The organism is Tistrella mobilis, assembly GCF_039634785.1.
Taxonomy (GTDB): domain Bacteria; phylum Pseudomonadota; class Alphaproteobacteria; order Tistrellales; family Tistrellaceae; genus Tistrella; species Tistrella mobilis.
The window spans coordinates 95,639-121,619 of sequence record NZ_JBBIAB010000003.1 but is presented as its reverse complement, the minus strand read 5'-3'; the positions used below and the strand labels follow the sequence as shown (position 1 = coordinate 121,619).

At 67.3% G+C, this 25,981-nt stretch carries 12 protein-coding genes and 2 pseudogenes; 11 read left to right on the top strand and 3 right to left on the bottom strand.

Going from position 1 to position 25,981, the window contains the following annotated elements; translation table 11 throughout:
• Nucleotides 1–570: 570 nt before the first annotated feature.
• The 11 genes and pseudogenes from cyoA to WI697_RS05250 form a co-directional block, all read left to right on the top strand.
• The gene (gene cyoA / locus WI697_RS05300) at nucleotides 571–1,746 is read left to right on the top strand and encodes a ubiquinol oxidase subunit II (RefSeq protein WP_345957877.1); all 1,176 of its coding nucleotides are present in this window, start codon (nucleotides 571–573) and stop codon (nucleotides 1,744–1,746) included.
• An 18-nt stretch (nucleotides 1,747–1,764) separates the two neighbouring features.
• Nucleotides 1,765–3,768, top strand: a complete 2,004-nt coding sequence (gene cyoB / locus WI697_RS05295; RefSeq protein WP_062765572.1) for a cytochrome o ubiquinol oxidase subunit I — start codon at nucleotides 1,765–1,767, stop codon at nucleotides 3,766–3,768.
• A gap of 4 nt (nucleotides 3,769–3,772) precedes the next feature.
• Nucleotides 3,773–4,435, top strand: a complete 663-nt coding sequence (gene cyoC, locus WI697_RS05290; protein ID WP_345957705.1) for a cytochrome o ubiquinol oxidase subunit III — start codon at nucleotides 3,773–3,775, stop codon at nucleotides 4,433–4,435.
• Nucleotides 4,432–4,848: a cytochrome o ubiquinol oxidase subunit IV gene (cyoD, locus tag WI697_RS05285; RefSeq protein WP_062765569.1), complete on the top strand. Its 417-nt coding sequence runs from the start codon at nucleotides 4,432–4,434 to the stop codon at nucleotides 4,846–4,848. Before cyoC ends, cyoD begins: the two co-directional genes overlap by 4 nt.
• Before the next feature lie 2 nt (nucleotides 4,849–4,850).
• A complete protein-coding gene (locus tag WI697_RS05280; RefSeq protein WP_345957876.1) occupies nucleotides 4,851–5,639 on the top strand; it encodes an SURF1 family protein in 789 nt (262 codons plus the stop codon).
• A gap of 105 nt (nucleotides 5,640–5,744) precedes the next feature.
• Complete coding sequence (locus WI697_RS05275) at nucleotides 5,745–6,512, top strand: FadR/GntR family transcriptional regulator (RefSeq protein WP_345957704.1); 768 nt, start codon at nucleotides 5,745–5,747, stop codon at nucleotides 6,510–6,512.
• A gap of 2 nt (nucleotides 6,513–6,514) precedes the next feature.
• Nucleotides 6,515–7,705, top strand: a complete 1,191-nt coding sequence (locus WI697_RS05270) for a CynX/NimT family MFS transporter (RefSeq protein WP_345957703.1) — start codon at nucleotides 6,515–6,517, stop codon at nucleotides 7,703–7,705.
• 131 nt (nucleotides 7,706–7,836) lie between these two features.
• On the top strand, nucleotides 7,837–8,859 hold the full coding sequence (locus WI697_RS05265; RefSeq protein WP_345957702.1) for a CPBP family intramembrane glutamic endopeptidase: 1,023 nt from the start codon (nucleotides 7,837–7,839) through the stop codon (nucleotides 8,857–8,859).
• A 357-nt stretch (nucleotides 8,860–9,216) separates the two neighbouring features.
• On the top strand, nucleotides 9,217–10,914 hold the full coding sequence (locus tag WI697_RS05260; protein ID WP_345957701.1) for a toll/interleukin-1 receptor domain-containing protein: 1,698 nt from the start codon (nucleotides 9,217–9,219) through the stop codon (nucleotides 10,912–10,914).
• A 22-nt stretch (nucleotides 10,915–10,936) separates the two neighbouring features.
• Entirely contained in the window at nucleotides 10,937–11,749 is an 813-nt protein-coding gene (locus WI697_RS05255; protein WP_345957700.1) for a hypothetical protein, read from the top strand.
• Between the two features lie 652 nt (nucleotides 11,750–12,401).
• Nucleotides 12,402–12,560, top strand: a pseudogene (locus WI697_RS05250) (addiction module antidote protein); the annotation flags it as partial.
• 97 nt (nucleotides 12,561–12,657) lie between these two features.
• On the opposite strand, the gene WI697_RS05245 reads toward WI697_RS05250, so the two are convergent.
• The 3 genes and pseudogenes from WI697_RS05245 to WI697_RS05235 form a co-directional block, all read right to left on the bottom strand.
• The gene (locus tag WI697_RS05245; RefSeq protein WP_345957699.1) at nucleotides 12,658–12,891 is read right to left on the bottom strand and encodes an MbtH family protein; all 234 of its coding nucleotides are present in this window, start codon (nucleotides 12,889–12,891) and stop codon (nucleotides 12,658–12,660) included.
• A 100-nt stretch (nucleotides 12,892–12,991) separates the two neighbouring features.
• Nucleotides 12,992–19,513: pseudogene (locus tag WI697_RS05240) on the bottom strand (amino acid adenylation domain-containing protein); the annotation flags it as partial.
• Nucleotides 19,510–25,923: an amino acid adenylation domain-containing protein gene (locus WI697_RS05235; RefSeq protein WP_457853542.1), complete on the bottom strand. Its 6,414-nt coding sequence runs from the start codon at nucleotides 25,921–25,923 to the stop codon at nucleotides 19,510–19,512. The gene WI697_RS05235 and the pseudogene WI697_RS05240, both read right to left, overlap by 4 nt.
• Between the last annotated feature and the right edge of the window lie 58 nt (nucleotides 25,924–25,981).

The following is a 25,981-nucleotide window of genomic DNA, read 5'->3' as shown; positions in this document are numbered from 1 at the left end:
GCTGCAATTTGTCTTAGTAGAGATCCTACAATCATGGGATGAATTTCTGATGTCCTGTGGTCGATTTTGGATATTTACACCCCAGGACCACGGGCCATCAACATTCGAATAGCGAACACACCGACCCATCCGATGACCCATCACCCTCCCACCGGTTGACCACGCCCCGCCCAACCCGCCCGCACCCCCGGCGAAAGGGTGGCGCCCGTCGCCGGTCAAGTGCCCCCGGTGCCGCATGCCGGGGCGCGTCTGTGCGGTCTGTGGTTATGCGGGGCGGTACCCGCACTCAAATTTCATTCTGCGATAAATAACTTATCCATAAGAGACGCAGACGCCGCCGGAGCGCCTTCGCATCCGCGATGCGCCAATATGTCGCACTGCATCTACCGGCCCTCCAGAGTCCTGGGAACCATATAGGTTGCAGGCCGCACAGCAGGCCATGAGACCAGAGGTTGGTCAGGATGGCCGACCTTCGCTTTTGCCTTCGGCAGGGGCGAGTCCTATGATGCGCGCCGCAATGGTCCGTTGTTGCGCCGCACAAAAGTGACACCCTATCCCATGAGTACTGTCTTGAGCCGGATCCGCGTCCTGTCCACCCTGCCTCTCATGGCGTTGTTGGGCGGTTGTAATCTCGTCCTGATCAATCCGTCTGGTGACATTGCGTCGCAGCAGAGGGACCTCATCCTTCTGTCGACCGTGCTGATGTTGCTGGTGATCGTGCCGGTCATGCTTCTGACCGTGTTGTTCGCCTGGCGATACCGGCAGTCCAACAGGAACGCCCGCTACGAGCCGGAGTGGAGCCATTCCACGAAGATCGAGCTGGCGGTCTGGGGCGCACCGCTGGTGATCATCCTGTGCCTGGGCACGGTGACCTGGATCAGCACCCACGCGCTCGACCCCTACAAGCCGCTCGATCGTATCGGCCCCGACCAGCCGGTCGCCGCCGATGTGAAGCCGCTGGAGGTCGAGGTGGTCGCGCTCGACTGGAAGTGGCTGTTCATCTATCCGGAATACGGCATCGCCAGCGTCAACGAGATGGCGGCGCCGGTCGACCGGCCGATCACCTTCAAAATCACCGCCTCGTCGGTGATGAACTCGTTCTTCGTGCCGGCGCTGGCGGGCCAGATCTACGCCATGCCGGGCATGCAGACCAAGCTGCACGCGGTGATCAACAAGCCGGGCACCTTCGACGGCTTCTCGGCCAATTACAGCGGCGCCGGCTTCTCGGGCATGCGCTTCAAGTTCCACGGTCTGTCGCAGGACGAGTTCGCGGGCTGGGTTTCCACCGTGCGCGCCTCGGGCCAGACGCTCGACGGGCCGACCTATCTGACCCTGGAGCGGCCGAGCGAGAACGTGCCGGTCATGCACTTCGCCCATGCCGACCCCAAGCTCTATGACCGCATCCTCAACATGTGCGTCGAGCCGGGCAAGATGTGCATGGGGGAGATGATGGCGATCGACGACCGCGGCGGTCTCGGCATCGCGGGCATCAACAATGTCATCCCGGTGGCCTCGCTCGAATACGACAAGACCGGTCGCCGCGGTGCGGTGTTCGGCCCCGAGCCGGTTTATGTGGCCGCGCTCTGCACCACCGACGACCCGATCGGCGTTCGTGCCGGCGGCGCTGCCGCCCAGACGCCGGTCATCAACGCCAACAATAACCAGGACGTGAGTCCGGCCCCGAAGGCGGTGTCGTTGCTGACCCCGGCCCCCGAGACCGGCGTGCCCGGCCCCGCCAATTCCTGACCTGAGACTCCGGTAATCATGTCTGAACAAACCGCAGGGACGTCGTTCCTCCTCGGCCGGCTGAGCCTGGACTCACTGCCGCTCCACGAGCCGATCGTGGTTGGAACGTTCATCGCGGTCGCCCTCGGCGGCCTCGCCCTTTTCGCCGTCCTCACCCGCTACCGCCTGTGGGGCTACCTCTGGAAGGAGTGGTTCACCACGGTGGACCACAAGCGCATCGGCATCATGTACATGGTGCTGGGCATCATCATGCTGCTGCGTGGCTTTGCCGACGCGATCATGATGCGCCTCCAGCAGGCCATCGCCTTCAACGGCAGCGAAGGCTATCTCAACGCCCATCATTACGACCAGGTCTTCACGGCCCACGGCGTGATCATGATCTTCTTCGTGGCGATGCCCATCGTCACGGGTCTCATGAACTACATCGTGCCGCTGCAGATCGGCGCCCGCGACGTGTCGTTCCCGTTCCTGAACAATTTCAGCTTCTGGATGACGGCCGGCGGCGCGGTCCTGATCATGATGTCGCTGTTCGTGGGTGAATTCGCCCAGACCGGCTGGCTGGCCTATCCGCCGCTGTCGAACATCGCCTACAGCCCGAATGTCGGCGTCGACTATTACATCTGGGCCCTGCAGATCGCGGGCGTCGGCACATTGCTGTCGGGCGTGAACCTGATCTGCACCATCGTGAAGATGCGCGCGCCCGGCATGACCATGATGAAGATGCCGGTCTTCACCTGGACCGCGCTCTGCACCAACGTGCTGATCGTCGCCGCCTTCCCGATCCTGACCGCCGTTCTGGCTCTGCTGTCGCTCGACCGTTACGTGGGGACCAACTTCTTCACGAACGACTTCGGCGGCAACCCGATGATGTACGTCAACCTCATCTGGATCTGGGGCCACCCCGAGGTCTACATCCTGATCCTGCCGATGTTCGGCGTGTTCTCGGAAGTCACCGCGACCTTCTGCGGCAAGCGTCTGTTCGGCTACAAGTCGATGGTCTATGCGACCGTCGCCATCACCGTCCTCTCCTACATCGTCTGGCTGCATCACTTCTTCACGATGGGCTCGGGCGCCAGCGTGAATGCCTTCTTCGGCATCACCACCATGATCATCTCGATCCCGACGGGCGCGAAGATGTTCAACTGGCTGTTCACCATGTATCACGGCCGCATCCGCTTCGAGCTGCCGATGATGTGGACGGTCGCCTTCATGCTGACCTTCGTCATCGGTGGCATGACCGGCGTGCTGCTGGCGGTGCCGCCGGCGGACTTCTCGCTGCACAACAGCCTGTTCCTGATCGCCCACTTCCACAACGTCATCATCGGCGGCGTGCTGTTCGGCGCCTTCGCCGCCATCGCCTACTGGTTCCCGAAGACCTTCGGCTTCAAGCTCGACGTCTTCTGGGGCAAGGTCTCGTTCTGGCTGTGGGTGGTGGGCTTCTACTTCGCCTTCATGCCGCTCTACGTGCTGGGCCTGATGGGCGTCACCCGCCGCATGCGGGTCTTCGACGACCCGTCGCTGCAGATCTGGTTCGTGATCGCCGCCCTGGGTGCGGTGATGATTGCGGGTGGCATCGCCGCCTTCCTGATCCAGATCGCGGTCAGCGTCCGCAACCGCAACAAGCTGCGCGACACCACCGGCGACCCCTGGGATGCCCGCACGCTGGAATGGGCGACCTCGTCGCCGCCGCCGGACTACAACTTCGCCTTCACCCCGGTCATCTACGATCGTGATGCCTGGTGGGACATGAAGCAGAACGGCTATCAGCGTCCGCAGATGGGCTTCCGGTCGATCCACATGCCCAAGAATACCGGCGCCGGCATCATCCTGGCGGGGCTCAGCGTCGTGCTCGGCGTGGCGCTCATCTGGTACATCTGGTGGCTGGCGGCGGTGTCCTTCGTGGCGCTGATCGGCTCGGCGATCTATCACACCTTCAACTACAACCGCGACTTCCACATCCCGGTCGAAACCGTGGAGAAGACGGAAGCCGAGCGGACCCGCCAGCTCGCGGTTCAGGGGTGACGACATGACTGCAACCGTTCACGGCGCCCCCTCCGCTTCGGGTCGCCTGGCCTCGGGCCGGGCCGCAAAAGCCCGCCCGTTCTACCTGGAAGAAGAGCACGCGCACGCCGAAGGCAGCAGCACGTATCTCGGCTTCTGGATCTACCTGATGAGCGACTGCCTGATCTTCGCGGCGCTCTTCGCGGTCTATGCCGTGCTCGGTGGCAATTATGCCGCCGGGCCGGCGCCCCGCGACCTGTTCGACCTGGAGCTGGTGGCGCTCAACACCACCATGCTGCTGCTCTCGTCCATCACCTACGGCTTCGCCATGATCTCGATGGAGAAGCGCAAGGTGGCCGAGACCCAGATGTGGCTGGGGATCACGGGGCTCTTCGGCCTCGCCTTCCTCTCGATCGAACTTTACGAGTTCGCGCATCTGATCCATATCGGTGCCACGCCGCAGCGCAGCGCCTTCCTGTCGGCCTTCTTCACCCTGGTCGGCACCCATGGCCTGCACGTCACCTTCGGCACCATCTGGCTGGTCACGCTGATGGTCCAGGTCTCGAAGCGCGGCCTGGTTCCGGCCAACCGCCGCCGCCTGATGTGCCTCAGCATGTTCTGGCACTTCCTGGACGTCGTCTGGATCGGCGTCTTCACCTTCGTCTATCTGATGGGGATGCTGCGATGAGCGCGGAGCTGAACAGCCTGCACGGCGCCAACGTCCACGGGCATGGCGCCCAGGCCCACGGGCACGCCCATGAAGACGACCACGGCGCGGGCCACGCCTCTTTCAGCGGCTATATGAAGGGGTTCATCCTCTCCGTCATCCTGACGGCGATCCCCTTCTGGCTGGTGATGGGCGGCGTGATCGAAGACGCCCAGACCACGGCCGTGGTGATCATGGCCTTCGCAGCCGTGCAGATCGTGGTCCACATGGTCTACTTCCTGCACATGAACGTCAGTTCCGAGGGCGGCTGGAACATGCTGTCCCTCACCTTCACCGTCATCATCGTGGCGATCACCCTCGCCGGGTCCATGTGGGTCATGTACCATCTGAACACCAACATGATGCCGGTCCACGACATGAGCCAGCTGCCGTGACCATGCCGAAAGGCGACATCACGCCGGGGGGCGGCCATCCCGAACAGGGGGCCCCTCCCGGCGGGCGGCGCGGCCGCAGGACGGGGACGCTCATTCTGGTGGGCGTCCTCTTTCTCATTGGCATTGCCGGTGGGCTGGCGCTCGGCATCTGGCAGGTGGAGCGCCGGGCCTGGAAGCATGATCTGATCGCGCGCGTCGATGCCCGCATCCATCAGGACCCCGTCGCTGCCCCGGGTCCCGATGCTTGGCCCCGGATCACCCGCGACGGCGACGAATATCGCCGTGTGGCGCTTGCCGGCCGCTTCCTGAACGACCGCGAGACCCTGGTCCGCGCCACCACCGATCTCGGCGCCGGCTATTGGGTGGTGACGCCCTTCGCCGACGATCGCGGCTTCACCGTGCTGGTCAATCGCGGCTTCGTTCCGCCGGAACGGAAAGACCCCGCCAGCCGTGCCGCCGGCCAGATCGAAACCGACACCAGGGTCACCGGCCTGATGCGGATCACCGAACCCGGCGGCGGCTTCCTGCGCGAGAACGACCCGGCGGCGGAGGCCTGGTATTCCCGCGACGTCGCGGCGATCGCCCGGGCCCGCGGGCTGGCGGAGGTCGCACCATATTTCGTGGACGCCGCGGAAACCGCCCCCGGCGGCTATCCCGTGGGCGGGCTCACCAAAGTCAGCTTCCCCGACAGCCATCTGGTCTATGCGCTCACCTGGTTCACGCTCGCCCTGATGTCGGCGGCGGGTGCGGTGTCTCTCCTCCGCTCCGAGATCCGGCGGCGGCGGGCTTAAGGGCGGCCCGTCGGGCCGCCTGGTTTTTCGCCCCCATTCCCGCTCGCATCCCGGCCCGAAACATCGGATGATCGGCTGAACCGATGTCAGCGGAGCCTGCCCTCCATGTCCAGCCTCGGCGCCGTCGCCCGGCGCAGTCTCGTCGATGCCGCGATTGAGCGGCTGCGTGCCCAGATCGGCCGGGATGGCTGGGGGGCGGGGGATCGGATTCCGCCGGAACCCGAGCTGGCCCAGGCGCTGGGTGTGGGCCGCGGCACGGTGCGCGAGGCCGTGCGGGCGCTCGCCTATCTCGGCCTGCTGGAGGTGCGCCAGGGCGACGGCACCTATGTCCGGGCGCTCGACGAGCCGGCGGATGCGCTGCGCCGGGTGGCCAATGCCGGGCTGCGTGATCATCTGGAGCTGCGCGCGGCGCTGGAGGTAGAGGCGGCGCGGCTGGCGGCGATGCGGGTCACGCCCGACAGCCTCGCCCGCATCGACCGCGCCCTCGCCACCCGCGGCCTGGTCGAGCCGGCCCCCACCGAACCTGCGGCCTTCGAGACCTATCTGGAACACGACATCGCCTTCCACCTCTCGGTGGCCGAGGCGGCCGGCAATGCGGCGCTTGCCGAGCTCTACGGCTGGTTCACCGACCAGCTGCGCCGGTATCTGCGCATGTCGCTGGCCGATCGCAGCCTGCCGGAGCCGAGCCTCGCCGCCCATGTCGCGGTGCGCGACGCCATCGCCGCGCGCGATCCCGACCGGGCGGCGCAGGCGGCACGCGATCTGCTGGCCCCGCTGATGGCGGTGGTCGAAGGCCGGTTGTCCGATCCGTCGTCGCCCCCGAAAGCCTCCCGTACAAAGCCCCCCCGCACCCCGAAAGCTCCCGGCCTGTGACCATGTCCACCTCGTCCCCGCGATCCTCTGCCGCCGTCAGCCGCGGTGCCGTGCTGTTGCTGATCGTCGCCATCGTGCTGGTGGCGCTGAACCTGCGCCCGGCACTCACCAGCATCGGGCCGCTGCTCGGCACCGTCTCCGCCGCCCTCGGCCTCGACAGCGCCACCGCCAGCCTGGTCACCACCCTGCCGGTGATGTGCCTGGGCCTGTTCGGCCCGGCCGCTCCCATGCTCGCCCGCCGGATCGGCGTGCCGGCCGCCGCGGTGGTGGCGCTGGTGATGATTGCGGTGGGCGTAGTGCTGCGCGGCTTCTTCGGCCCCACCGGCCTGTTCGCCGGCTCGCTTCTGGGCGGCGCCGGCATCGGCATCGCCGGGGTTCTGCTGCCGGGGGTTGTGAAACAGGCGTTTCCAGACAAGGCCGGGTTGTTGACCGGCATCTACACCATGGCGCTCTGCGGCGGGGCGGCAATCGCCGCCGGCGTCACCGCGCCGATTGCCGAGGCCAGCGGCAGCTGGGCGGTGGCGCTGGGCGTCTGGGCGATCCCGGCCTTGCTCGCGGCCGCGGTCTGGTGGCCGGCGGCGCGGCATCTGGACACCCGGGCGGGGCACCGGCCCAATACCGGCACGCGGCTGCTGACCTCGCCGCTCGCCTGGTCGATCACGCTGTTCATGGGGCTGCAAAGTTCGCTCGCCTATTCGGTGTTCGGCTGGCTGCCCAGCATTCTGCAGGATCGCGGCGTCAGCGTGGTGATGTCGGGCCTCGTGGTCTCGGTGTCGCTGCTGGTGCAGACGGTCTCGGCGCTGTTCGTGCCGGTGCTGGCGGCCCGGCGGCGCAATCAGCAGCTCTGGGTTCTGGGCATCATGCTCTGCACCATTGCCGGCATGCTGGGCATGATGTGGGGGCCGATCGCCACCATGTGGCCCTGGGCGGTGGTGCTGGGCATCGGCCAGGGCGGCTGTTTCGCGCTGGCCCTGGTGATGATCGTGCTGCGGTCGGGCGATGCGATGACGGCGGCGCGGCTCTCAGGGATGGCGCAGTCGGTGGGCTACACCCTGGCGGCGCTCGGGCCGCTCGCCATCGGTCTGATCCACGAAATCACCGGCGGCTGGTCGCTGGTCGCCTGGCTGCTCACCGGGATCGGCCTGGTTGCGCTCACCAACGGGCTGATCGCCGCTCGCGACCGCACGTTGTGAGCGCTTGGAAAAGCTTGCGCAGAGATAGTCACTCCGTGATGCAGATCGCCACAACCTGGTGATAGAGTGGGCACCCGACAGGGGAGGCCGGGCCGCGACGGCCGGCCGGAGGGGATCAGGAAGGGCTGCCCATGACCGCCAGCGAGAAGACCAGCACCGCATCGGCAGGGGCTGCCGCATCCGGCTCTGCCGTAACCGGTTCTGCCGTAACCGGTTCAGCAGGCGGCCCCGGCCCGGCCGCTCCGTCCAATGCCTATCTCGACATGGGCCGCCTCGGCCGCAGCAGCGAGGTGATCTATGGCATCGGGCTGATCATCATCTTCCTGGTGGTGCCGCTGGGCGCCGCCCAGGTGATCGGCCCGATCCAGGCCTGGGCGATCAACACCTTCGGTGCGCCCGATGCCATGGTCAATCTGTTCGCGACCACGGCCAATATCGTGGGCTTCCTGATCTGGATGGCGATGTTCCCGATCTGGATCCTGGGCGTCTTCCTGGTGGTCCGGCTGCTCAACCAGCGGCCGTTCATGACCCTGATCTCGCCCACGCGCAGCTATAATCTGAAGCTGGTCGGCCTCGCTTTCGTGATCTATCTGCCGCTGGTGACGCTGTCCTCGCTCGCCGGCATCTGGCTTGCCGGCCAGCCGGTGACCTTCAACTTCGTGTTCGAACCGGCAGGCTGGATCGCGGGCCTGGCCCTCGGCCTGGTGCTCTACCTGATCCAGGCGACCTCGGACGAACTGGTCTTCCGCGCCTATCCCCTCCAGGGCGTCTACGCCGTCATCGGCCGCCCGGTGGTCGCCGCCATCGGCGCCGCGGTGATCTTCTCCCTCTACCATTACAGCCCCGCCAACACGCCCGAAACCTATGCCAGCCTGTTCGTCGCCGGCCTGTTCGCGGCGGCACTGACGGTCAAGGCCCAGCGCCTGGAACCGGCGATCGGCGTCCACCTCGCCAACAACCTGTCGTTGTTCTCCATCGTCCAGAACCCCGAAGTCACCCCGGCCGAACCGATCTGGCGCCTGGCCGAACCGGTGGGCATGAGCTGGGCGCTGGTGGCGACGGCGATTGTCGCGGCGGTGGTGTTTTGGGTGGTGTTTTTCCGGATCACGGGCACGGCTCTCGCCCGGACCACCCGCCACGCTGGTCTCTCCTGACACTGCGCCCCACGGCGCCGGCATGTCGCACCAGCAGATCCGGGCGGTGGCGGATGACGGTGAGCGCGGTGCCGAGCCGACAGGTTCGGACGTCGCCTTCGCCTGTGCCCCGGGCCTTAGCGATCGTCAGTCGCCGTCCGTCCGACGACACCAGACAGGGACGGCGAACCGGCAACGTCCATCCGTCGCAACCTGCAACCATCGGAACCCGGTCCTCGTTCTGACGTTCGGAGCCCCCGACATCGACCTGATGGGTGTAATTCCCCTGCTAGGCACCTGAATATGTAGAAAGGTGTTGCATGCGCCATGGAGCACATTAAATCCTAAAGACGCTGGTGCAAAAAAAATCAGAGCGCGATGATGGTGGACGTTTTTGTTTCATATTCCGCCGAAGACCGCCTAGAGGTAGAGAGAGTTGTTTCGGCGCTGGAGCGGCGTGGGCTGTCTGTATGGTGGGATCAGCGTATTGAGGAACACGAATGGGGGCCGCAGATCGAAGAAAATCTTTCGTCTGCGCGACGTGTTTTAGCATTTATAAGTCAAAATGCTGTTAATAGCAAAAAATACTACATTGTTGCGGAGATGGATCGGGCTCTTAGTGAAAATAAACTTATCCCTATCCAAGTAGGTCGGTTCACACAGCCGCTTATATTCGCCGGATTGACGTTCGGGCGCCAGATTTATTACTTTGAAAATTTTGATGATTTTATCGCAGATAAGAGATTTCTGGACATTTGTAATTTATGTAAGCGTGATAATATAGGTACATCTGTAACTCCGATGCGCCAGACGGCTGCGCAGTGGCTTGATCATAGGCCGGGCCTTAGCGATATCGCGTTGGCGTTTGCTGTTGCGGCGATGGAAACTGCGCCGCTATCGATTGTTCTTAAGGGGGCTGCTCTCCTTGAACAGAACCTCAAGGAGGTCCTGGGGCAAGGTATTGAAGATCTGGGCGATAACGATGGATATCGAGCCTTGTTGACTCCTCGCCGCCAACGGATGGATGCGATCGGCGCCGTCATCTACCACAGCGCCCACCGTCGTTATGGTGAAGATGTTGAGCACGTGCGATTTGTAGATCCCAGGCGTGGGCTTGAGCTGTTCGCATACGTCTGGGAAGAGCTGGATTTGTTTCGCCAGCCCCTCGTGAATTGGCTGGAACAGCTCGCTGAAGCACGCGGTATCCGCGTGCGCTTGCGCTTGGGGCTTATGATCGGTGCGTTGGCCCGTGTGCATTTCATGGCAGTCTTTGAGGCGCTTATCTCACCTTGGGCTCTCCAGAATAATAAATGTGTCCGGGATGTTGCAGATGTGGCGTTGTCAGTGGTCGCGATGGATTGCGGGCACAAATCTACCGTTGCTGCGATCATAAAGGAGTGGGCGCATTCGAATAACGAAGGGGCGAGACGGGCAGCTATTGAGGTTTCATGTGGGTATACTGGCTTCCGGTATGAGAATTTATCAATCTCCATTTTAAAGACGTTAGCGGCATCATCTGTTGGAAACGTCAAGATGTACGAAATAATGGGAGATGCAGTAGATTTTCTATTTACAGAAATATCTAATGCTGATGATAATACTTTGCTTGATATTGGTAAATTATTCGAGGCTTTGGCGGACTGGAGTGAAAAGGCAGAGAACGAGGCCGTGGGGATGCTTCCTTTATACCTCTTCCTCCGGGTGATGCGGCATACGCCTTTAATGCGAAAGCGAGAGACTCAAGGGCGGTTTTCACTTGAGGACCTGGTGAAAGATCGTTTCGCCATACCGACTGCTCAAATGTTTGCCATTTCATTGCGCAAATTCGGTGATAAAGATTTCAGTCCCAGAAAAGAAGCTCAAAATATAATATCTATGTTCATGGAAAAAACGAAAGAGATTAATTCGAGCGGATCTATAGAGAAGACATCAGATGTACTTCTGAAATTAGTTCAAAATATCTATTTGCGAGCAGGCGAACAGAATGATCAGCATCGAATATTGTTCTGCGTACGTAGTTTATATACAGAAGAGGATGTAAGAAAAATCGAGTATAAGGCCGTTCTTACTAGCTAGAAGCAAGAATGAGGGAGTTATCATGAATTTAATTGAGCTATGCAAAAAAATGCCGGCCCCTCAGGCGGGGAAAATTATTATAGCCATCGGGGCCAGAGGTGCAGTTCCCTTATTGCGGGGGAATGAATTGACGTGGGGAGAACGTTTACTTGGCAAGTACAATGAGTTTTATCTGGTTGATATATCTATGCAACAAGGGGTTTTTAATGTTAAAGCACCATCATTGAGGTCGAGTATGCACTTTTGTATTGAATTAAGTGTCAATTTTAGGATCAGTGATCCAATAGTTGCGGTCCAGAAAAATATTTCTGATCCACTGACATTGATGAAAGTGCCTCTACAACAAATATGTGAGGAACTCGCATGTACTTTTGATATCAAAGATGCGATGGAATTGCGTGGAGTTATTAGAGATCGCGTGCTTGGTATGAAGGATGAATTACCTATAACCATTGACAGCGTAGCTATTACTGTAACTCCTGACGCTGATGCGGCTGTTCTCATACGAAAAATTGATAAAGAAGAACTGGAACGCGCAGCATATGCTGCTGACTTCAGGCTTGATGATGATGAACGCGAGAAGTGGATGAGCCTTTTGGAATCTCCAGAGAAAATGTATGCAGAGTATCTAAGAACTGGTAATGATAAAATTCATGAAATGCTGATGACATTCATTCATATCGAAATGCAAAAGAAAAAAGAGATCATTGAAAATTTTAGCGCTGCTCTAGAGGCTGGAACAATAGAGCCGCATGAATATCGTGAATATTTTAGAGATATTATGGGGTCAATCAATAATTCTGAAATTAATCTGGTGAAAAAAAGAGAAAAATGAGATGAATTTTGAACAGATCGAACTAAATATTATTTTTGAAGTAAGGGATTCTTGGGTGAATAATAAAATCATGATGAAAAAATGAGGAGAGCGACATGGAGCAGGGCAAGTTTTTAGGGATTTATTGGGAACTCATATTTGATTGGATCAGGGAATGGGCAGCCTTATCTGGAAGATATGAGAATTGTGTAGCGGTGATTGTTATTGGAATGATTTTCTTTCTATCCATGAAAATTATAAATATATTTTTGGTGCGATTAGATTTTGTGTGTGCGACTTTTTTTCGGCGTAGGAATATGTCGCCTCCGGTTGTTCAATTCTGGCTCGGCAATTTTTTTAGACGGGCACCTAGAGTAATTGTCTTAATAACAATCGCCGTAACACTTCTGGTATGGGTTCGGGATGAATTAGGACACTTGCAGCAGACGTCCTTGAATTCGTCTTTCATACTGACGCAAATCCGCGAAAGTCGGCCGCAAATCGTAAATTATGTGTGGAATAGCTAAATAAGGGACACGTTATACGTAAAAGATGTTCCGTGGCAGTGCCGAAGTGGTGGCGAGTATCAGGACGTCACCGATGGAGTCATATCATCGGCGTTCGTCGGAACTCACTAACCCATCGCCTCCATATGATCGGTCTAAAGCCCCGAATGGCCGAAACCCTCACCACCTACGACCCCGCCGCCGCACTGGTCGATGACGAAGAAATCGCGGCCTTCATGGCCGATGCCGTCGAAACCGGCGATGCGGCCTATGTCGCAAAGGCGCTTGGCGTTGTCGCCCGCGCCAGGGGCATGACGGAAATGGCCGGGACGAAGCATCGGCAGCCGGCCAGCGCGGGCGGCCCGTTCGGGCCGGGGCCCGCATGAAAGCGGGGCGCGACGTCACATCGCCCCGCCCCAGACCTCACCTCTCCCCCGCCTCCCGCGCCTGCTCCTCCATCTTCTTCCGCAGGCTGAGCGGCCGCATATCCGTCCAGACCTCTTTGATATACTCCAGGCATTCGGCCTTCGGGCCCTGTTTGCCGGCCTTGTTCCAGCCGAGCGGCAGCTCGCGGTCGGCGGGCCAGATCGAATACTGTTCCTCGTGGTTCACGACCACTTCATAGATCGTGCGGTCTTCGTCGTCGTCCCAGCTCATCCTGCGTCTCCTGTATCTGCGTTCCCGCGGGGGGGGGGAGGGGGGCGCCCCCCGCGATGTGTTTGGGGGTGTTGTGGTCTTGTGGTTATCCGGTCCGATCTTACCCGTCCGTCGGCGCGGCGACAGCCTGCGTCAGCAGATGGTCAATCACGGTTGCCAGGCGGTCGACATGGGGGGCGGTCATCATCGTGTCGTGGCGGCCGGGGACCGTGTCGGTGATCAGCCGGCCGGTCGCATGCGCCCCCCAGCCGCAGGCCGGGTCGCGGCGGGCCAGGTCTTCCAGGGCCGGGGTCAGGGCTTCGGCCGCGCGCAGCATGGCGAGCGGGCCGCCATAGGCGGGCAGGCTCGCCTCGCGTGCCAGGCGGCCCGAGATCTGCGTCAGGGCCAGCAGGCGGCGCACCGTGCCTTCGGCATCGCGGGCGGGCAGGGCGCCGGCCGCGACCGCGCGGTCCGCCACCAGGCGGATCCGCGCCGTTGAGGCAAGCGGCGCCAGCTCGTCTTCTGCCACCGCAATCCCCGCCAGCCCGGCCAGATAGGCCAGATAGGCCTCTTCCCGCCGGTAGCGTTCATCCACCCGCGGCACATGTTCGGGCGGGAAGGTGTCGAGCAGGGCCAGCAGCGCCACCTCTTCGCCCGCCGCCTCCAGCGCTGCCGCCATCTGATAGGCGACATGCCCGCCGAAGGACCAGCCGATCAGGTGATATGGTCCTTCTGGTTGTATGCGGCGGATCGCGGTCAGATAGGCGGCCGCCATCTCGTCCAGGCTTTCATGCGGGTCCTCGCCCGGTTCCACACCCGCCGCCTGCAGGCCCCAGACCGGGCGGCCCGGGGCCAGCCGGTCGACCAGCGGGCCATAGCAGAACACCGTGCCGCCACCCGGCGGCAGGCAGAACAGCGGGGCGCCGCTGCCGGCGCGGCGCAGCGGCACCAGACGGCCTGTCCCGGCGCCGTCCGCCAACTCGCCCTCGTCCGCCAGCTCGCCGGCCTCCTTAAGATGCTTAGCCATGGCCCGCACGCTGCCCGCGCGCATCAGCAGGTCCAGCGGCACCGTGCCGCCCAGCCGCGCCTTCACCTCGGCCACCAGCCGCACCCCCAGCAGGGAATGGCCGCCCAGGGCGAAGAAATCATCCTCCACCCCGATCGGCGCGGTTCCGAGCAGCTCTTCCCACAGCGCCACCAGCGCCGCTTCCAGCCGGTCGGCCGGCAGGGCGCGGGCGCGCGCCGCGTGGCGGGCCTGGCCGGTCTCGGGCCGCGGCAGCCGCGCCCGATCGAGCTTGCCCGACGCACCCAGCGGCAGCCGGTCCAGCACCATCACCGCCTGCGGCACCATCGCCGCCGGCAGCACCTCGCGCGCCCGGCGGCGCAGCCGGTCGGCGAGGGCGGCCTTGCGCCGGCGCGCCAAGGGGTCGTTCGCCAATCGGGGGTCGTTCGTCAACGGGGGATCGTTCGCCAACCGGCCCCGCGGCAGGGGCGCGCGCATCCAGCCCCGGGCCAGCGGGTCGTCGGCCAGCCCCGGCGCATCGAACAGCGCATCCATCGCCCCGGCGATGCCAGAGGCCGCCGGCGCCAGCCGCACCGCCCGGCCCAGGCGCAGGCCCAGCTCGTGCAGGCTGTCGGGATCGGCTGCGTCACCCGCGGCAGTTGTGGGAACCAGCCCCAGCCGCATCGCCCGGGCGGTGTCTTCGGCAATCCTGGCATCGGGGATGTCGGTCACCTCGACCGGGCCTGCGACTGTGGCGAGCCGCGTCGCCAGGGCCTCGGGCCCCGGCCAGGGCAGCGTCAGCTCGGGGCGGATGGGCGCGGGGGCCGGGCCGAACACCGCCATCACGTCATAGCGATAGCGCACCAGTTCATTGTCGCCCCGGCCGCGCTTGATCAGGGTTTCGACATGGGCGAGGCCCGGAATGCGGCCGATCAGGCCGTGGAACCAGGCCGGGTCCAGCATCAGCTCTTCGTCCGCCGCCACCGCCCGGGCCACGTCGTCGCGGTCGGGCAGGGCACCGCCGGACTGAAAGGCCAGAACCGAGGCATGGAAGATCCCGGCCAGCCCATGATCGCGGATATCGCCCAGGAAGGCGGCGCCGCCGCCGGCCAGCGCCGCGCCGATCCGCAGCAGCACCTTTTCTAAATGGGCGGGGGCGGGGAAATACTGCGCCACCGAATTCATCACCACCAGATCGACCGGATGGTCGATCGGCAGCGGGTCGGCGGCTTCCTGCCGTTCCAGCCGGATATGCGACCAGCGGCGCCCGGCCAGGCGCGCCTCCAGCCCCGCCAGCGTCGCCGCCGAAAAATCGGTGCCGAGGATCGAGGCGGCCTCAGGCGCCAGCGGTTCCAGCAACAGCCCGGCGCCACAGCCGATTTCGGCGATATGCGGCAGGCGTCCCGCCGGGATGGCGCGGCGGATCGCCGTCACCGTCCGGTCGCGCCAGTCGCGCATCTCGTCGGCCGGGATCGGCCGGCCGGTATAGCTGCTGTTCCAGCCGGCGAAGAGGGCATCTTCCGCGCCGGCTTCCGCCGTCGGCTTAAGCGCCGTCTCCATCGCCGCCGGCCCCGCGGTCTCGTAAAGCGCCCGCCATTCCTCCACCCGGTCGCGGGCCAGCGCCGCATCGCCCTCGGGGTCGGCCCCGCCGCGCGCCGTGACCCAGGCGACCAGCCGGCGATCGGTGCCGGGAGACGCGGTCGGGGCGGGCAGGGCGGGCGCCGTTTCCGGGAAGATCCGGCGATAGAAGGGCGAGGCGCGGAAGCCGGCCCCGGCGCCGTGATTGGGCGAGAACCAGTCGAAGGGCTCGCTGGTGCCGTCGGGCATCTCGATCGTGCCGGTCAGCCGGAAATCCGGATTGATCCCGTTGGCATGCAGCGTGCGGGTGATGGTCATGGCGATGCGGCTGCCTGCGGCCACGGGCCGGCCCTCGCCGAAGACCGGCAGGAAAACCGGCAGCCAGCAGCAGATCTCGCCCAGCGTGTCCATCACCCGGCCGCGCGCGGCTTCCAGCTTCAACCACACGGTCAGCCCCGACAGATGGCCGGCGCGGCGGGCGGTCAAAACCACTCGATGCCGGCTTTCGGTCGCGACCGGCCCGGCATGGTCCAGATCCTCGAACACGGCGGCATCGGTCAGCAGATCGTCGGGGCCGATGCCCTTCAGGCAGAGCCTGAGGTCGAAGGGCCCGCCGCGATCTTCGAAGATCCGCCGGACATAGCCGGCGGTCAGGCCGGAAAAGCCCGGCGCCTCGCGGAAGCCCGCCGGCAGTTCCAGCCCCGCCACCATCGACACCGTGCGCGCCGGAATCATCTCCGCCCCGGGCTTCAGCAGCCGCCAGACATCGTTCAGGATGACGGCAGAGCCTTCGCAGCCGCCGATCGGGCCGATGATTTCCGACACGCAGATGTCTGCGGGCTCGGGCAGGGTCACCCGCCGGGCGTCGCCTTCGACGACGATGATCCGGTCGTCGAGCCCCAGCCGCCGCACGGTCGCGCGCGCGGCGTCGGCCGAGGCTTTCAGCAGCTCCACCGCATAGACTTTCGCGGCGCCCGCCTCGACGCACAGCCGGGCCAGGATGGCATCGGCGCCGGTGCCGATATCCACCACCACCTTGCCCGGCACCGCGGCGCGGATCGCCGCCCGGTAATGGGCGTTGCGGGCCTCGTCATGGGTCATGGCGTGGTAGAGCGTCTCGTCATAGACGAAATGCTCGGCGATCGAGGGCCAGAGTTCCAGGCGCCGGCCATCGGCCAGCGCATCGGCGGGGCGGAGCGCGATTGCGGGCCCGCCATCGGTCGGGTCGGCGGAAGGGGCAGTGGCGGGGGCGGCCGCCATCTCGACCACATCCACCACCGCATCGGCCACGGCCGGGTCGGCGCGCAGCACCGCCTCGATCTCGCCCGGCTCGATCCGGTTGCCGCCCAGTTTCAGCTGGGTGTCGATGCGGCCCAGATAGTCCAGCGCGCCGTCGGGCCGGCGGCGGACCAGGTCGCCGCTGCGATAGAGCCGGGCGCCCGGCCGGTCTGCCGCCGGGTGGGGCACGAAGCGTTCGGCGGTAAGGTCCGGCCGCCCGGCATAGCCGCGGCCGACGCCCGCGCCGCCGATGCAGAGTTCGCCCGCAACGCCATCCGGCACCGGCCGGCCGCGGCGATCCAGGATCAGCAGCTCGGCGCCGTCGATCGCGATGCCGATCGGCGGCGGGCCCGCTTCTGCGTCCAGCCCGACCGCCATGGTGGCGCAGACCGCGCATTCGGTCGGGCCATAGGCGTTGACCAGCCGCCGGCCGGGGGCGAAGCGTTGCACCAGCGCGGGCGGGCAGGCCTCGCCCGCCACCAGCAGCACCGCCAGATCGGGCAGATCCCGGCCGATCGCCGCCAGCATGCTGGGGGTCAGCGTCGCCACCGTCACCCGTTCGGCCGCCAGGAAATCGCCCAGCGCCAGCGGGTCGCGCGCCACCGCCGCCGGCACCGGCATCAGTTCCGCCCCGGCGATCAGCGCCATCAGCAGTTCCGAAAGGGCGGCATCGAAGCCGGGCGAGGCGAGTTGCGCCACCCGGTCTTCCGTCCCCAGCCCCAGCATCCGCGCCTGGGCGAAACCGGTGTTGAGCGCGCCGCCATGGGTCACCAGCGTCGCCTTGGGCGTGCCGGTCGACCCCGAGGTGAAGATCATCCAGGCGAGCTGGTCGCCATGCACCGCCTTCAACGGCCGCGGCTCGGCATCGAGGTCGGCGGTGCGGCAGCGCGGCAGGTCGGGGGCAAGGGCGGTGAGCCGCGCCAGCCCCCCGGCATCGCCGATCGCAAGCCCGGGGGCGCCGCCGGCGATCATCGCCGCCAGCCGCGCATCGGGCTGGGCCGGATCGACCGGCATCTGGCAGAGCCCCGCCCGCCAGATGGCGAGCGTGGCGGTGATCTGGTCGATGCCGCGATCCATCAGCAGCAGCACCGGGGTTTCGGGGGCAAGCCCGCGCGCCGCCAGCGCCGCCGCCATCCGCTCCACCCGCGCCTGCAACTGGTGGCCGGTCAGCCGCGGGCCCCCGGCCTCGGCCAGCACCACCCGGTCGGTGGCAAGCCGTTCCGCCAGCACCTGACCCAGGTCGGTGGCGGGGATGGCCTCAGGGGCCGGCCCACGGCCCGCGGTCATCACCGCCCTTTCCATGGCCGCCGTCATCACCGGCAGGGCCGACAGCCGCGTCTCCGGCCGGTCGAGCCCGGCCTCCAGCAGCACCGCGAAGCCGTCGATCAGCCGGTCGACCGTCGCCCGGTCGAACAGCGCGGTCGCATGGGCGACGACCAGGTCCAGCCCCGCCGCGGCGCCGGTCTCGTCGCGGCGCTCGAAGACATGCCACTCCATCTCCATGCGGGTGCGGGTGATTTCGGCCGTGAAGGGGCGCAGCTCCAGCCCGGCCAGGGTGACGCTGCCCCGGGGCGCGTTCTGCACCGCAAAGGCGATCCGGAACAGCGGCGGCCGCGACGGGTCGCGCTCGGGCGCCAGCTCCGCCACCAGCCGTTCAAAGGGCAGGTCCTGATGGTCATAGGCGGTGGTGGCCGCCGCCCGGCTGCGGGTGATGATCTCGTCCATGGTCGGGTCGCCGTCCAGCGGCACCCGCACCACCAGCGCATTGACGAAAAACCCGATCAGCGCCTCCAGATCGGGATGGGTGCGGTTGGCGACCGGGATGCCGACCGACACATCCACCTCGCCCGACCAGCGGGCGAGCAGGGCGTTGAAGGCGGCGAGCAGAATGATGAAGGGCGTCGCCTTGTGCCGCCGCGCCGCGGCATCGACCTTCACCGCCAGCGCCGCCGGCAGCCGGCGGCTGACCACCGCGCCCTCGAAGCGCTGCTCGGCCGGCCGCGGCCGGTCGGTCGGGAACTCGCCGGGCACGAACCCGTCGAGCGTGCGGCGCCAGTGGTCGATCTCGCGCTCCAGCGCCGCCCCGCTCAGCCGGCCGCGCTGCCAGGCGGCGAAATCGGCATACTGGCAGGCCAGCGGCGGCAGGTCGGTTTCGCGGCCCGCGCGTGCCGCCGCGTAATGCGCGCCGATTTCGGCGGTCAGCACGCCCAGCGACCAGCCGTCCGAGGCGACGTGATGCAGGGTGATCAGCAGCAGATGGTCATCGGGCCCGAGTTTCAGCAGCCGGCTGCGCAGCTTGAACGGCCGGGCCAGATCGAAGGGCGTCTCCGCCTCGGCGGCGACCCGTGCGGCAACCGTCTCCGCCGGGCAGTCGCTCAGATCCTCGACCGTGATCGGCCAGGCCGCCGGCGGCGGGGCGATCAGCTGCACCGGCCGGCCATCGCGTTCGACCAGCGCGGTGCGCAGCGCCTCGTGCCGGGCGACGATCCGCCCGATGGCGTCTTCCAGCGCCCGGTGGTCCAGCGCGCCCGCCAGCCGCAGCACGGCGGGCATGTTATAGGCCGCAGTGCCCGGCGCCAGCCGGTCGATGAACCACAGCCGTTCCTGCGCGAAGGATGCCGCCGGCGGCGGGTCGCGCGGAATGCGCGGGATCGCCATGCCGGTGGCAGCGGCCCCCGCTTTGGCTGCCGCCAGCCTGCGTTCCAGCGCCGCGCGCTGTTCGGGCGAGAGCGTCTTCAGTTTCGCGCGCAGCGCCTCGGCCGAGGGGCGGGGGGCGTCGGTCATGCGGCGGTCTCCGGATCGTCGTCGCCCGCAAGGGCGCTCAGGTCGTCGTCGCCCAGAAGGGCGCCCAGGTCGTCATCACCCAGCAGGGCGGCAAGCTCGTCATCGTCCAGAAGGGCCAGATCGTCGGCGAGCGCGTCGGTCCGCGCCTCGTCCACCGCCGCGGCCAGGCCCTGAAGGGTCGGCTGTTCGAACACCGTCGCCAGCTGCACCCGGATGCCCAGCTCCCGTTCGATGCGGGCGACCAGCTGGGTCGCGCGCAGCGAGTGGCCGCCGAGTGCAAAGAAGTCGTCGCCGCGCGACACCGTCTCCACGCCCAGGATCGCGGTCCAGATCCCGGCCAGCGCCGTCTCGGTTTCCGTCGCCGGTGCGGCCCCGATGCTCTGCCCTGGGGGGATGCCGTCCACCGCCGGCAGGGCCTTGCGGTCCAGCTTGCCATTGGCCGATCGGGGCAGGGCCGGGCTGATCACCCAGCGCGCCGGCACCATCGGCGCCGGCAGCCGGGTCTGCAGCCAGGCCGCCAGCCGGCCCGCAAAACCGGCCGCATCGGCCGGCATCACCCGTGGCTCGACATGGGCGACGAGCGTCGCGGCGCCGGCAATCCCGCGCACCGTCACCAGCACCTGGGCGACCTCGTCATGGGCGCCCAGCGCCGCCTCGATCTCGCCCGGCTCCACGCGGAAGCCGCGGATCTTCACCTGGTCGTCGGCCCGGCCCAGATAGGTCAGCCGCCCGTCCCGGCCGCGGATCACCCGGTCGCCGGTGCGATAGACCAGGCTGCCGTCGGGGCCGGTCACGAAGCGCTCGGCCGTGCGCACCGGATCGCCGGCATAGCCGATCGCCGGGGCCGTGCCGCCGATCAGCAGCTCGCCCGCCACCTCGTCGGGCAGAACCCGGCCTTCCGGGTCGGTCACGAACAGCACCGCACCATCCACCGGCCGCCCGATCGCCGGCCGGTCGGGCCAGTCGTCGACGGCGTCGGCCGGCAGCAGTTCCGCCGCCACGACATGGGTCTCGGTCGGGCCGTACTGGTTGTCGATCGCAAACGGGCTCTGCCGGCACCAGTCGCGTACCGGTGCGGTGATCCGCAGCTGTTCCCCGGCCGTCGCGATCAGCGCAACCGAGGTCGGGATCCGCTCGGGATGGGCGGCCAGATGATCGGCCAGCGCATGCAGCATCACCACCGGCAGGAACAGCCGCGCGACCTGATGCATGCGGATGAAGGCGGTCAGCGCCGCCGGGTCGCGCCGGACCGTTTCGTCGGCAACCACCAGCGGGCTGCCTTCGGCCCAGGCGAGCGCCGCCTCCTGCATCGACACGTCGAAGCCCAGAGGCGCAAAGCCCAGCGTCGGCGCCGGCACGGGATGCCGCGCCCGATGCCAGCCGGTCAGCTGGTCCAGCGTCCGCCAGGCCACCATCACCCCCTTGGGGGTGCCGGTAGAGCCCGAGGTGAACAGCAGATAGGCGGGATCGTCGGGCATGGCCGTCACCGGCGCAGGCTTTGCCTCGCCCTCGGGCAGCACCATCACCGGCAGATCGGTCAGCGTCCGCAGCCGCGCCAGCTGCGCCGGATCGGCGATGATCGCCGCCGGCCGGCCGATATCGATCATCGTCTTCAGCCGCGCATCCGGCAGATCGGGATCCAGCGGCATCGCCGCCGCCCCGGCCAGCCACACCCCCAGCAGCCCCATCCCATGCGCCTGACCGCGCCCGAGCATCAACCCGACCGATCGGCCATGCGCCTTGGGCAGCAGCCGGGCCAGCGCCGCCGCCCGCCCGATCAGGTTGCTGCGGTTGATGCTGCCCCGGCCGTCGATCACTGCCGCAGCAGCGGGGTCTTCCGCCGCCCGTGCCAGGATCTCGTCCAGCACCCGCGGATGGGCGATGGCGCGCCCGCGCGCCGCCGCATCGATCCTGGCCGCCTCGTCGTCATCCAGGATCGGCAGCGCCGTCCAGCACTGTTCGGGGCCGGCCGCCATCGCCGTCAGCACCCGCGCCAGCCGGGTGCCGATGGCCGTGGCATCCGCCCGCGCCAGCCGTGCCGGAGCATAGGTCAGCGCCAGATGCCAGCCGCCCGGCCCCGCCTGGCCGTGGATCTCCAGATCCAGCCGCGTGCCGATCAGGGGCGAGGGCCGGGGCGTCACCTCCAGCCCCGCCAGATCGGGTGTCGCCAGATCCCCCGGCTGCCAGGCGACCAGCACCCGGAACAGCGGGTTGTCGGTGCCGCTGCGCGCAACATCCAGCGCCTCGACCAGCCGGTCGAAGGGCAGGGCCTGATGGGCCAGCGCCGCCACCGTATCGGCCTTCACCTGCGCCAGCAGCCGGTCCAGGCGGTCATCGGCCTGCGCCAGCGAACTGCGCAGCACCACGGTGTTGACCAGAAACCCGATCAGCGCTTCCGAAGCCGGGTCCGGCCGGTTGGCGACCGGCGTGCCCAGCGCGAAATCGCGCGTGCCCCACAGCCGCGCGAACAGGATCTGGGCGGCCGTCAGCAGCATCATGAACGGCGTCACCCCCGCCCGGCGCGCCAGCGCTTCCAGCCCGCCGACCGCAGACTCGGGCAGCGCCACCACCACCACCGGATCGGCGGCTTCCGTTACAGTCTCACGCTCCGGCCGCCCGGGCACCGCCTGGGGCGGCGGCAGCCCGGCCAGCCGGTCGCGCCAGAAGGCCAGATCCCGCCCGGTCAGCGCCGCCCCGCGCCGTGCGGTTGCGGGATACTCCACCGAAAGCGGCGCCGGCATCCGCCCGGCATAAAGATCCTGCAACTCGCGGATCAGCACCCCCATCGACCAGCCATCGGCGGCGACATGGTGCAGAACCACAATCAAAAGATGTCTCTCAGCGCCAAACCGCAGCAAATGCGTGCGTAGAAACGGCCCTGACGCCAGATCGAAGGGCCGGCCCGCCAGCTCCCGTGCCAGCCGGTCCGCCCCAGCTTCGTCCACTACCGGCAGCACCGGCAGCGGCCAGGGTGCGGGCACCGGCTGCGGCACCGCCCGCGGCTGCTCGTCCACCGCCAGGATCGCGGTGCGGAGTGGCAGATGCCGGGCGACGATCTGCCCGAAGGCCGCCGCCAGCCGGTCCACATCCAGCGGCCCCGTCAGATCCAGCGCCGCCGAGATCACCGCGGCTGCCGGGTCGGCACCCAGCCGGTCCAGGAACCACCACCGCGCCTGGCCGGGGCTGAGCGGCACCTCGCCCGCCAGCACCGGTGCGAACGCCGGCAGATCCACCTCGCCGTCGTCATCCGGTGCGGCGGCCATGTCCAGCTCCGCCGCCAGCGCCGCCAGGGTGGTGGCGCGGAACAGCGTCGCCAGCGGCAGCGGCCGTCCCGCCGCCTGCAGCCGCGCCGCCACCCGCGCCGCCGCCAGGGAATGGCCGCCCAGGGCGAAGAAATCATCGTCGCGGCCGGGCGGCAGCTTCCGGCCCAGCACCTCGGCCCAGATGTCGGCGATCAGCCGTTCGGCCGCGGTTTCCGCCACGGCCCCGGTCGCCGCCGCCATCTCGGGCGCCGGCAGGGCCCGCCGGTCCAGCTTGCCCGATGTCGTCAGCGGCAGCCGGTCCAGCTGCACCCAATCCGCCGGCAGCATATAGCCCGGCAGCCGGTCGCGCAGCCGGCGGGCCAGCCGCGCCGGTGCGGTCGTCGCCACCACATAGGCGCAGAGCCGGGGCTCGGCGCCGTCCTCGCGCAGGATCACCGCCGCGTCCTGCACGCCGTCCAGCGCGCGGATCGCGGCCGCAATCTCCCCCGGCTCGATCCGGTGGCCGCGCAGTTTCACCTGGTCGTCGGCCCGGCCCAGAAAATCCAGCCGGCCATCGGCCCGCAGCACCACCAGATCGCCGGTCGCATACAGCCGCGCACCATCGCCCGTGGCGTCGGGCCGGAAGGCCAGCGCCGTGCGCACCGGATCGCCGGCATAGCCCCGGGCCAGCCCGCGCCCGCCGACATGCAACTCGCCCGGCATGTCGATGCCGACCGGCCGGCCGGCCGCATTCAGCACATGCAGCCGCGCCCCGGTGATCGCCCCGCCGATATCGGGCAGCCCCATACCCGCCGCGCCCGGAGACACGGTGCCCGATGTCGCAACCACCGCCGCCTCGGTCGGCCCGTAATTGTTGACCAGCCGGAAGGGCAGGCCCTGGGGCGGCCGCAGGCTCAGCCGCTCACCCCCCGCCAGCATCAGGCGGAGCGCGGTCTCCGCCGGCCAGGCCCGGCCCAGCAGCCCGCCGACCAGCGGGGTGGGCATGAAGGCCTGGGTGATCCGCCGGTCGACCAGCCAGCCGGCCAGCGCCGCCGGATCGGCCAGCATGGCGGGGTCGGCCGCAACCGCGGTGCCGCCCGCGGCCAGCACCGGCCAGATTTCCCAGACCGCGGCGTCGAAACCGGGGCCGGCCACCAGGCTCGCCCGGGTGGCCGGCCCCGTACCGAAGGCGTTCACATGCCAGTCGACCAGCCCCGCCAGCGCGCCATGCGGCACCACCACCCCCTTGGGCTCGCCGGTCGAGCCGGAGGTGAAGATCAGATAGGCGGCATCCTCTGCCGTGTTGATCCGGGCCGCCCGCGCCGCCGCCCCGCCATTGCCTAAACCGCCGGTATCCGGGCCGAAGTCGACATCCAACCGCGGCAGCAGCTCCACCCCCTCGGGCAGGGCCGGTGCCACCACCGCCCGCGCACCGGCGCGGCGGATCAGCGCCGCCAGCCGTGCCGGCGGGTGGCGCGGGTCCAGCGGCAGATAGGCGGCACCCGCCGCCCAGATGCCCATTGCCGCCGCGGCGGCCGCCCGCCCCGGCGACAGGATCACCGCCACCACATCGCCCCGGCCGATCCCGGAACGCGCCAGCGCCTGCATCAGCCGGGCCGCGGCCGCATCCAGCCCGGCATAGTCGATGCCGCCGCCCAGATCCTCCACCGCCGGCGCCGCCGCCCGCGCCGCCACCATGCGCGCCAGCCGCACCGGCACCAGTTCCGCCGCCGGCGGCACCGCGGGGGCGGCGGCCGCGATCGCCGCCAGATCCTCGTCCAGCAGCGGCACCAGATCGCCGATCCGCCGCCCGGGATCGGCGGCCACCATCTCCAGCAGCCGCACGAAGCGCCGCCCCAGCCGGTCGACCCGCGCCGCATCGAACAGCGCGGTGTCGTACAGGATCATGCCCGCCAGCCCGCCACCGGGGGCGCGGGTCAGATGGATCTCCAGGTCGAAGCGGGCGATGCCCTGATCGGTCTCCAGCCCGCGCAGGCTCAACCCGCCGGGGGCGGTACCGCTGCCGACCGGCGCGTTCTGGAAAGCCAGCACCACCTGCACCAGCGGGTTGCGGCTGGGGTCGCGGGTGTCTTCCAGCGCCTCGACCAGTTTCTCGAACGGCAGGTCCTGATGGGCCAGCACCGCGCGCGCATCGTCGCGCAGCCGTTCCAGCCAGGTGGTGAAGGCGGGGTCGTCGTCGAACCTGGCCCGGAAGGGCAGGGTGTTGACGAAAAACCCGATCAGCGCCTCGTGCTCGCGCCGCCGCCGGTTGGCGACCGGCGCGCCCAGGGCGAAATCGCGCTGGCCGGTCTCGTGATGGATCAGAACCTGCGCCGCCGCCATCAGGGTCTGAAAGGTCGACGCACCATGATGGCGGCCCAGCGCCTCCACGGCCGCGGTCAGCGCCGCCGGCACGTCGAAGCGCCGGGCCGCGCCCTCGAAACGCTGGACCGGCGGCCGTGGCGGGCCCGCCGGCCAGTCCAGCACCGGCAGCCCGTCCAGCCGGTGGCGCCACCAGTCCAGCAGCCGGGCCTCGGCCGCCGCATCCAGCGCCGCCCGCTGTTCCGCGGCATAGGCGGCATAGCTGGTGGTCAGTACCGGCAGGTCCGCCGGCAGCCCGTCCAGCCGGGCGCGATAGGCGGCCATCAACTCGTCGAACAGAATGCCCAGCGACCAGGCATCGGCGGCGATATGGTGCACCGTCACCGCCAGAACATGCCGGGCGGGCGCCATCCGGATCAGCAGCAGCCGGAAAACCGGCCCCGTGGCCAGATCGAAGGGCCGGCGCGCCTCTGCCGTGGCCAGGGCCGCCGCCGCCGCGGCATCCGGTGCATCGGCCAGCCGCAGCACCGGGCCGGCCGGGGCCGGGTCCACGATCTGCCGGGGGCCATCCGCCCCCTCCTCATACCGCGTCCGCAGCACGCCATGGCGGGCGATCACCTGCTGAAGCGCCGCATCCAGCGCCGCCGGGTCGATCTCCCCGCCGATCTCGACGGCAGAGGCGATGTTGTAGGCCGGGCTCCCCGGTTGCAGCCGGTCCAGGAACCACAGCCGTGCCTGCGCGAAGGACAGCGGCGCCGCCCCGGGGGCCGTGTCGGGCGCCGTGCCGGGCGCTGTTTCAGGCGCTGTTTCAGGCGCAGCGGCAGGGTCCGGGCGCTTGCCGCGCATGCGTTCGAACAGCGCACGCTGCGCCGGGCTCAGCCGGTCCAGCCGGGCCGAGATATCC

Bases quoted from the DNA above. Each gene is read 5' to 3' on its own strand.
- cyoB (WP_062765572.1), top strand. From the start codon at position 1,765: ATGTCTGAACAAACCGCAGGGACGTCGTTCCTCCTCGGCCGGCTGAGC.
- cyoC (WP_345957705.1), top strand. From the start codon at position 3,773: ATGACTGCAACCGTTCACGGCGCCCCCTCCGCTTCGGGTCGCCTGGCC.
- cyoD (WP_062765569.1), top strand. From the start codon at position 4,432: ATGAGCGCGGAGCTGAACAGCCTGCACGGCGCCAACGTCCACGGGCAT.
- WI697_RS05280 (WP_345957876.1), top strand. From the start codon at position 4,851: ATGCCGAAAGGCGACATCACGCCGGGGGGCGGCCATCCCGAACAGGGG.
- WI697_RS05275 (WP_345957704.1), top strand. From the start codon at position 5,745: ATGTCCAGCCTCGGCGCCGTCGCCCGGCGCAGTCTCGTCGATGCCGCG.
- WI697_RS05270 (WP_345957703.1), top strand. From the start codon at position 6,515: ATGTCCACCTCGTCCCCGCGATCCTCTGCCGCCGTCAGCCGCGGTGCC.
- WI697_RS05265 (WP_345957702.1), top strand. From the start codon at position 7,837: ATGACCGCCAGCGAGAAGACCAGCACCGCATCGGCAGGGGCTGCCGCA.
- WI697_RS05260 (WP_345957701.1), top strand. From the start codon at position 9,217: ATGATGGTGGACGTTTTTGTTTCATATTCCGCCGAAGACCGCCTAGAG.
- WI697_RS05255 (WP_345957700.1), top strand. From the start codon at position 10,937: ATGAATTTAATTGAGCTATGCAAAAAAATGCCGGCCCCTCAGGCGGGG.
- WI697_RS05245 (WP_345957699.1), bottom strand. From the start codon at position 12,891: ATGAGCTGGGACGACGACGAAGACCGCACGATCTATGAAGTGGTCGTG.
- WI697_RS05235 (WP_457853542.1), bottom strand. From the start codon at position 25,923: ATGCGCGGCAAGCGCCCGGACCCTGCCGCTGCGCCTGAAACAGCGCCT.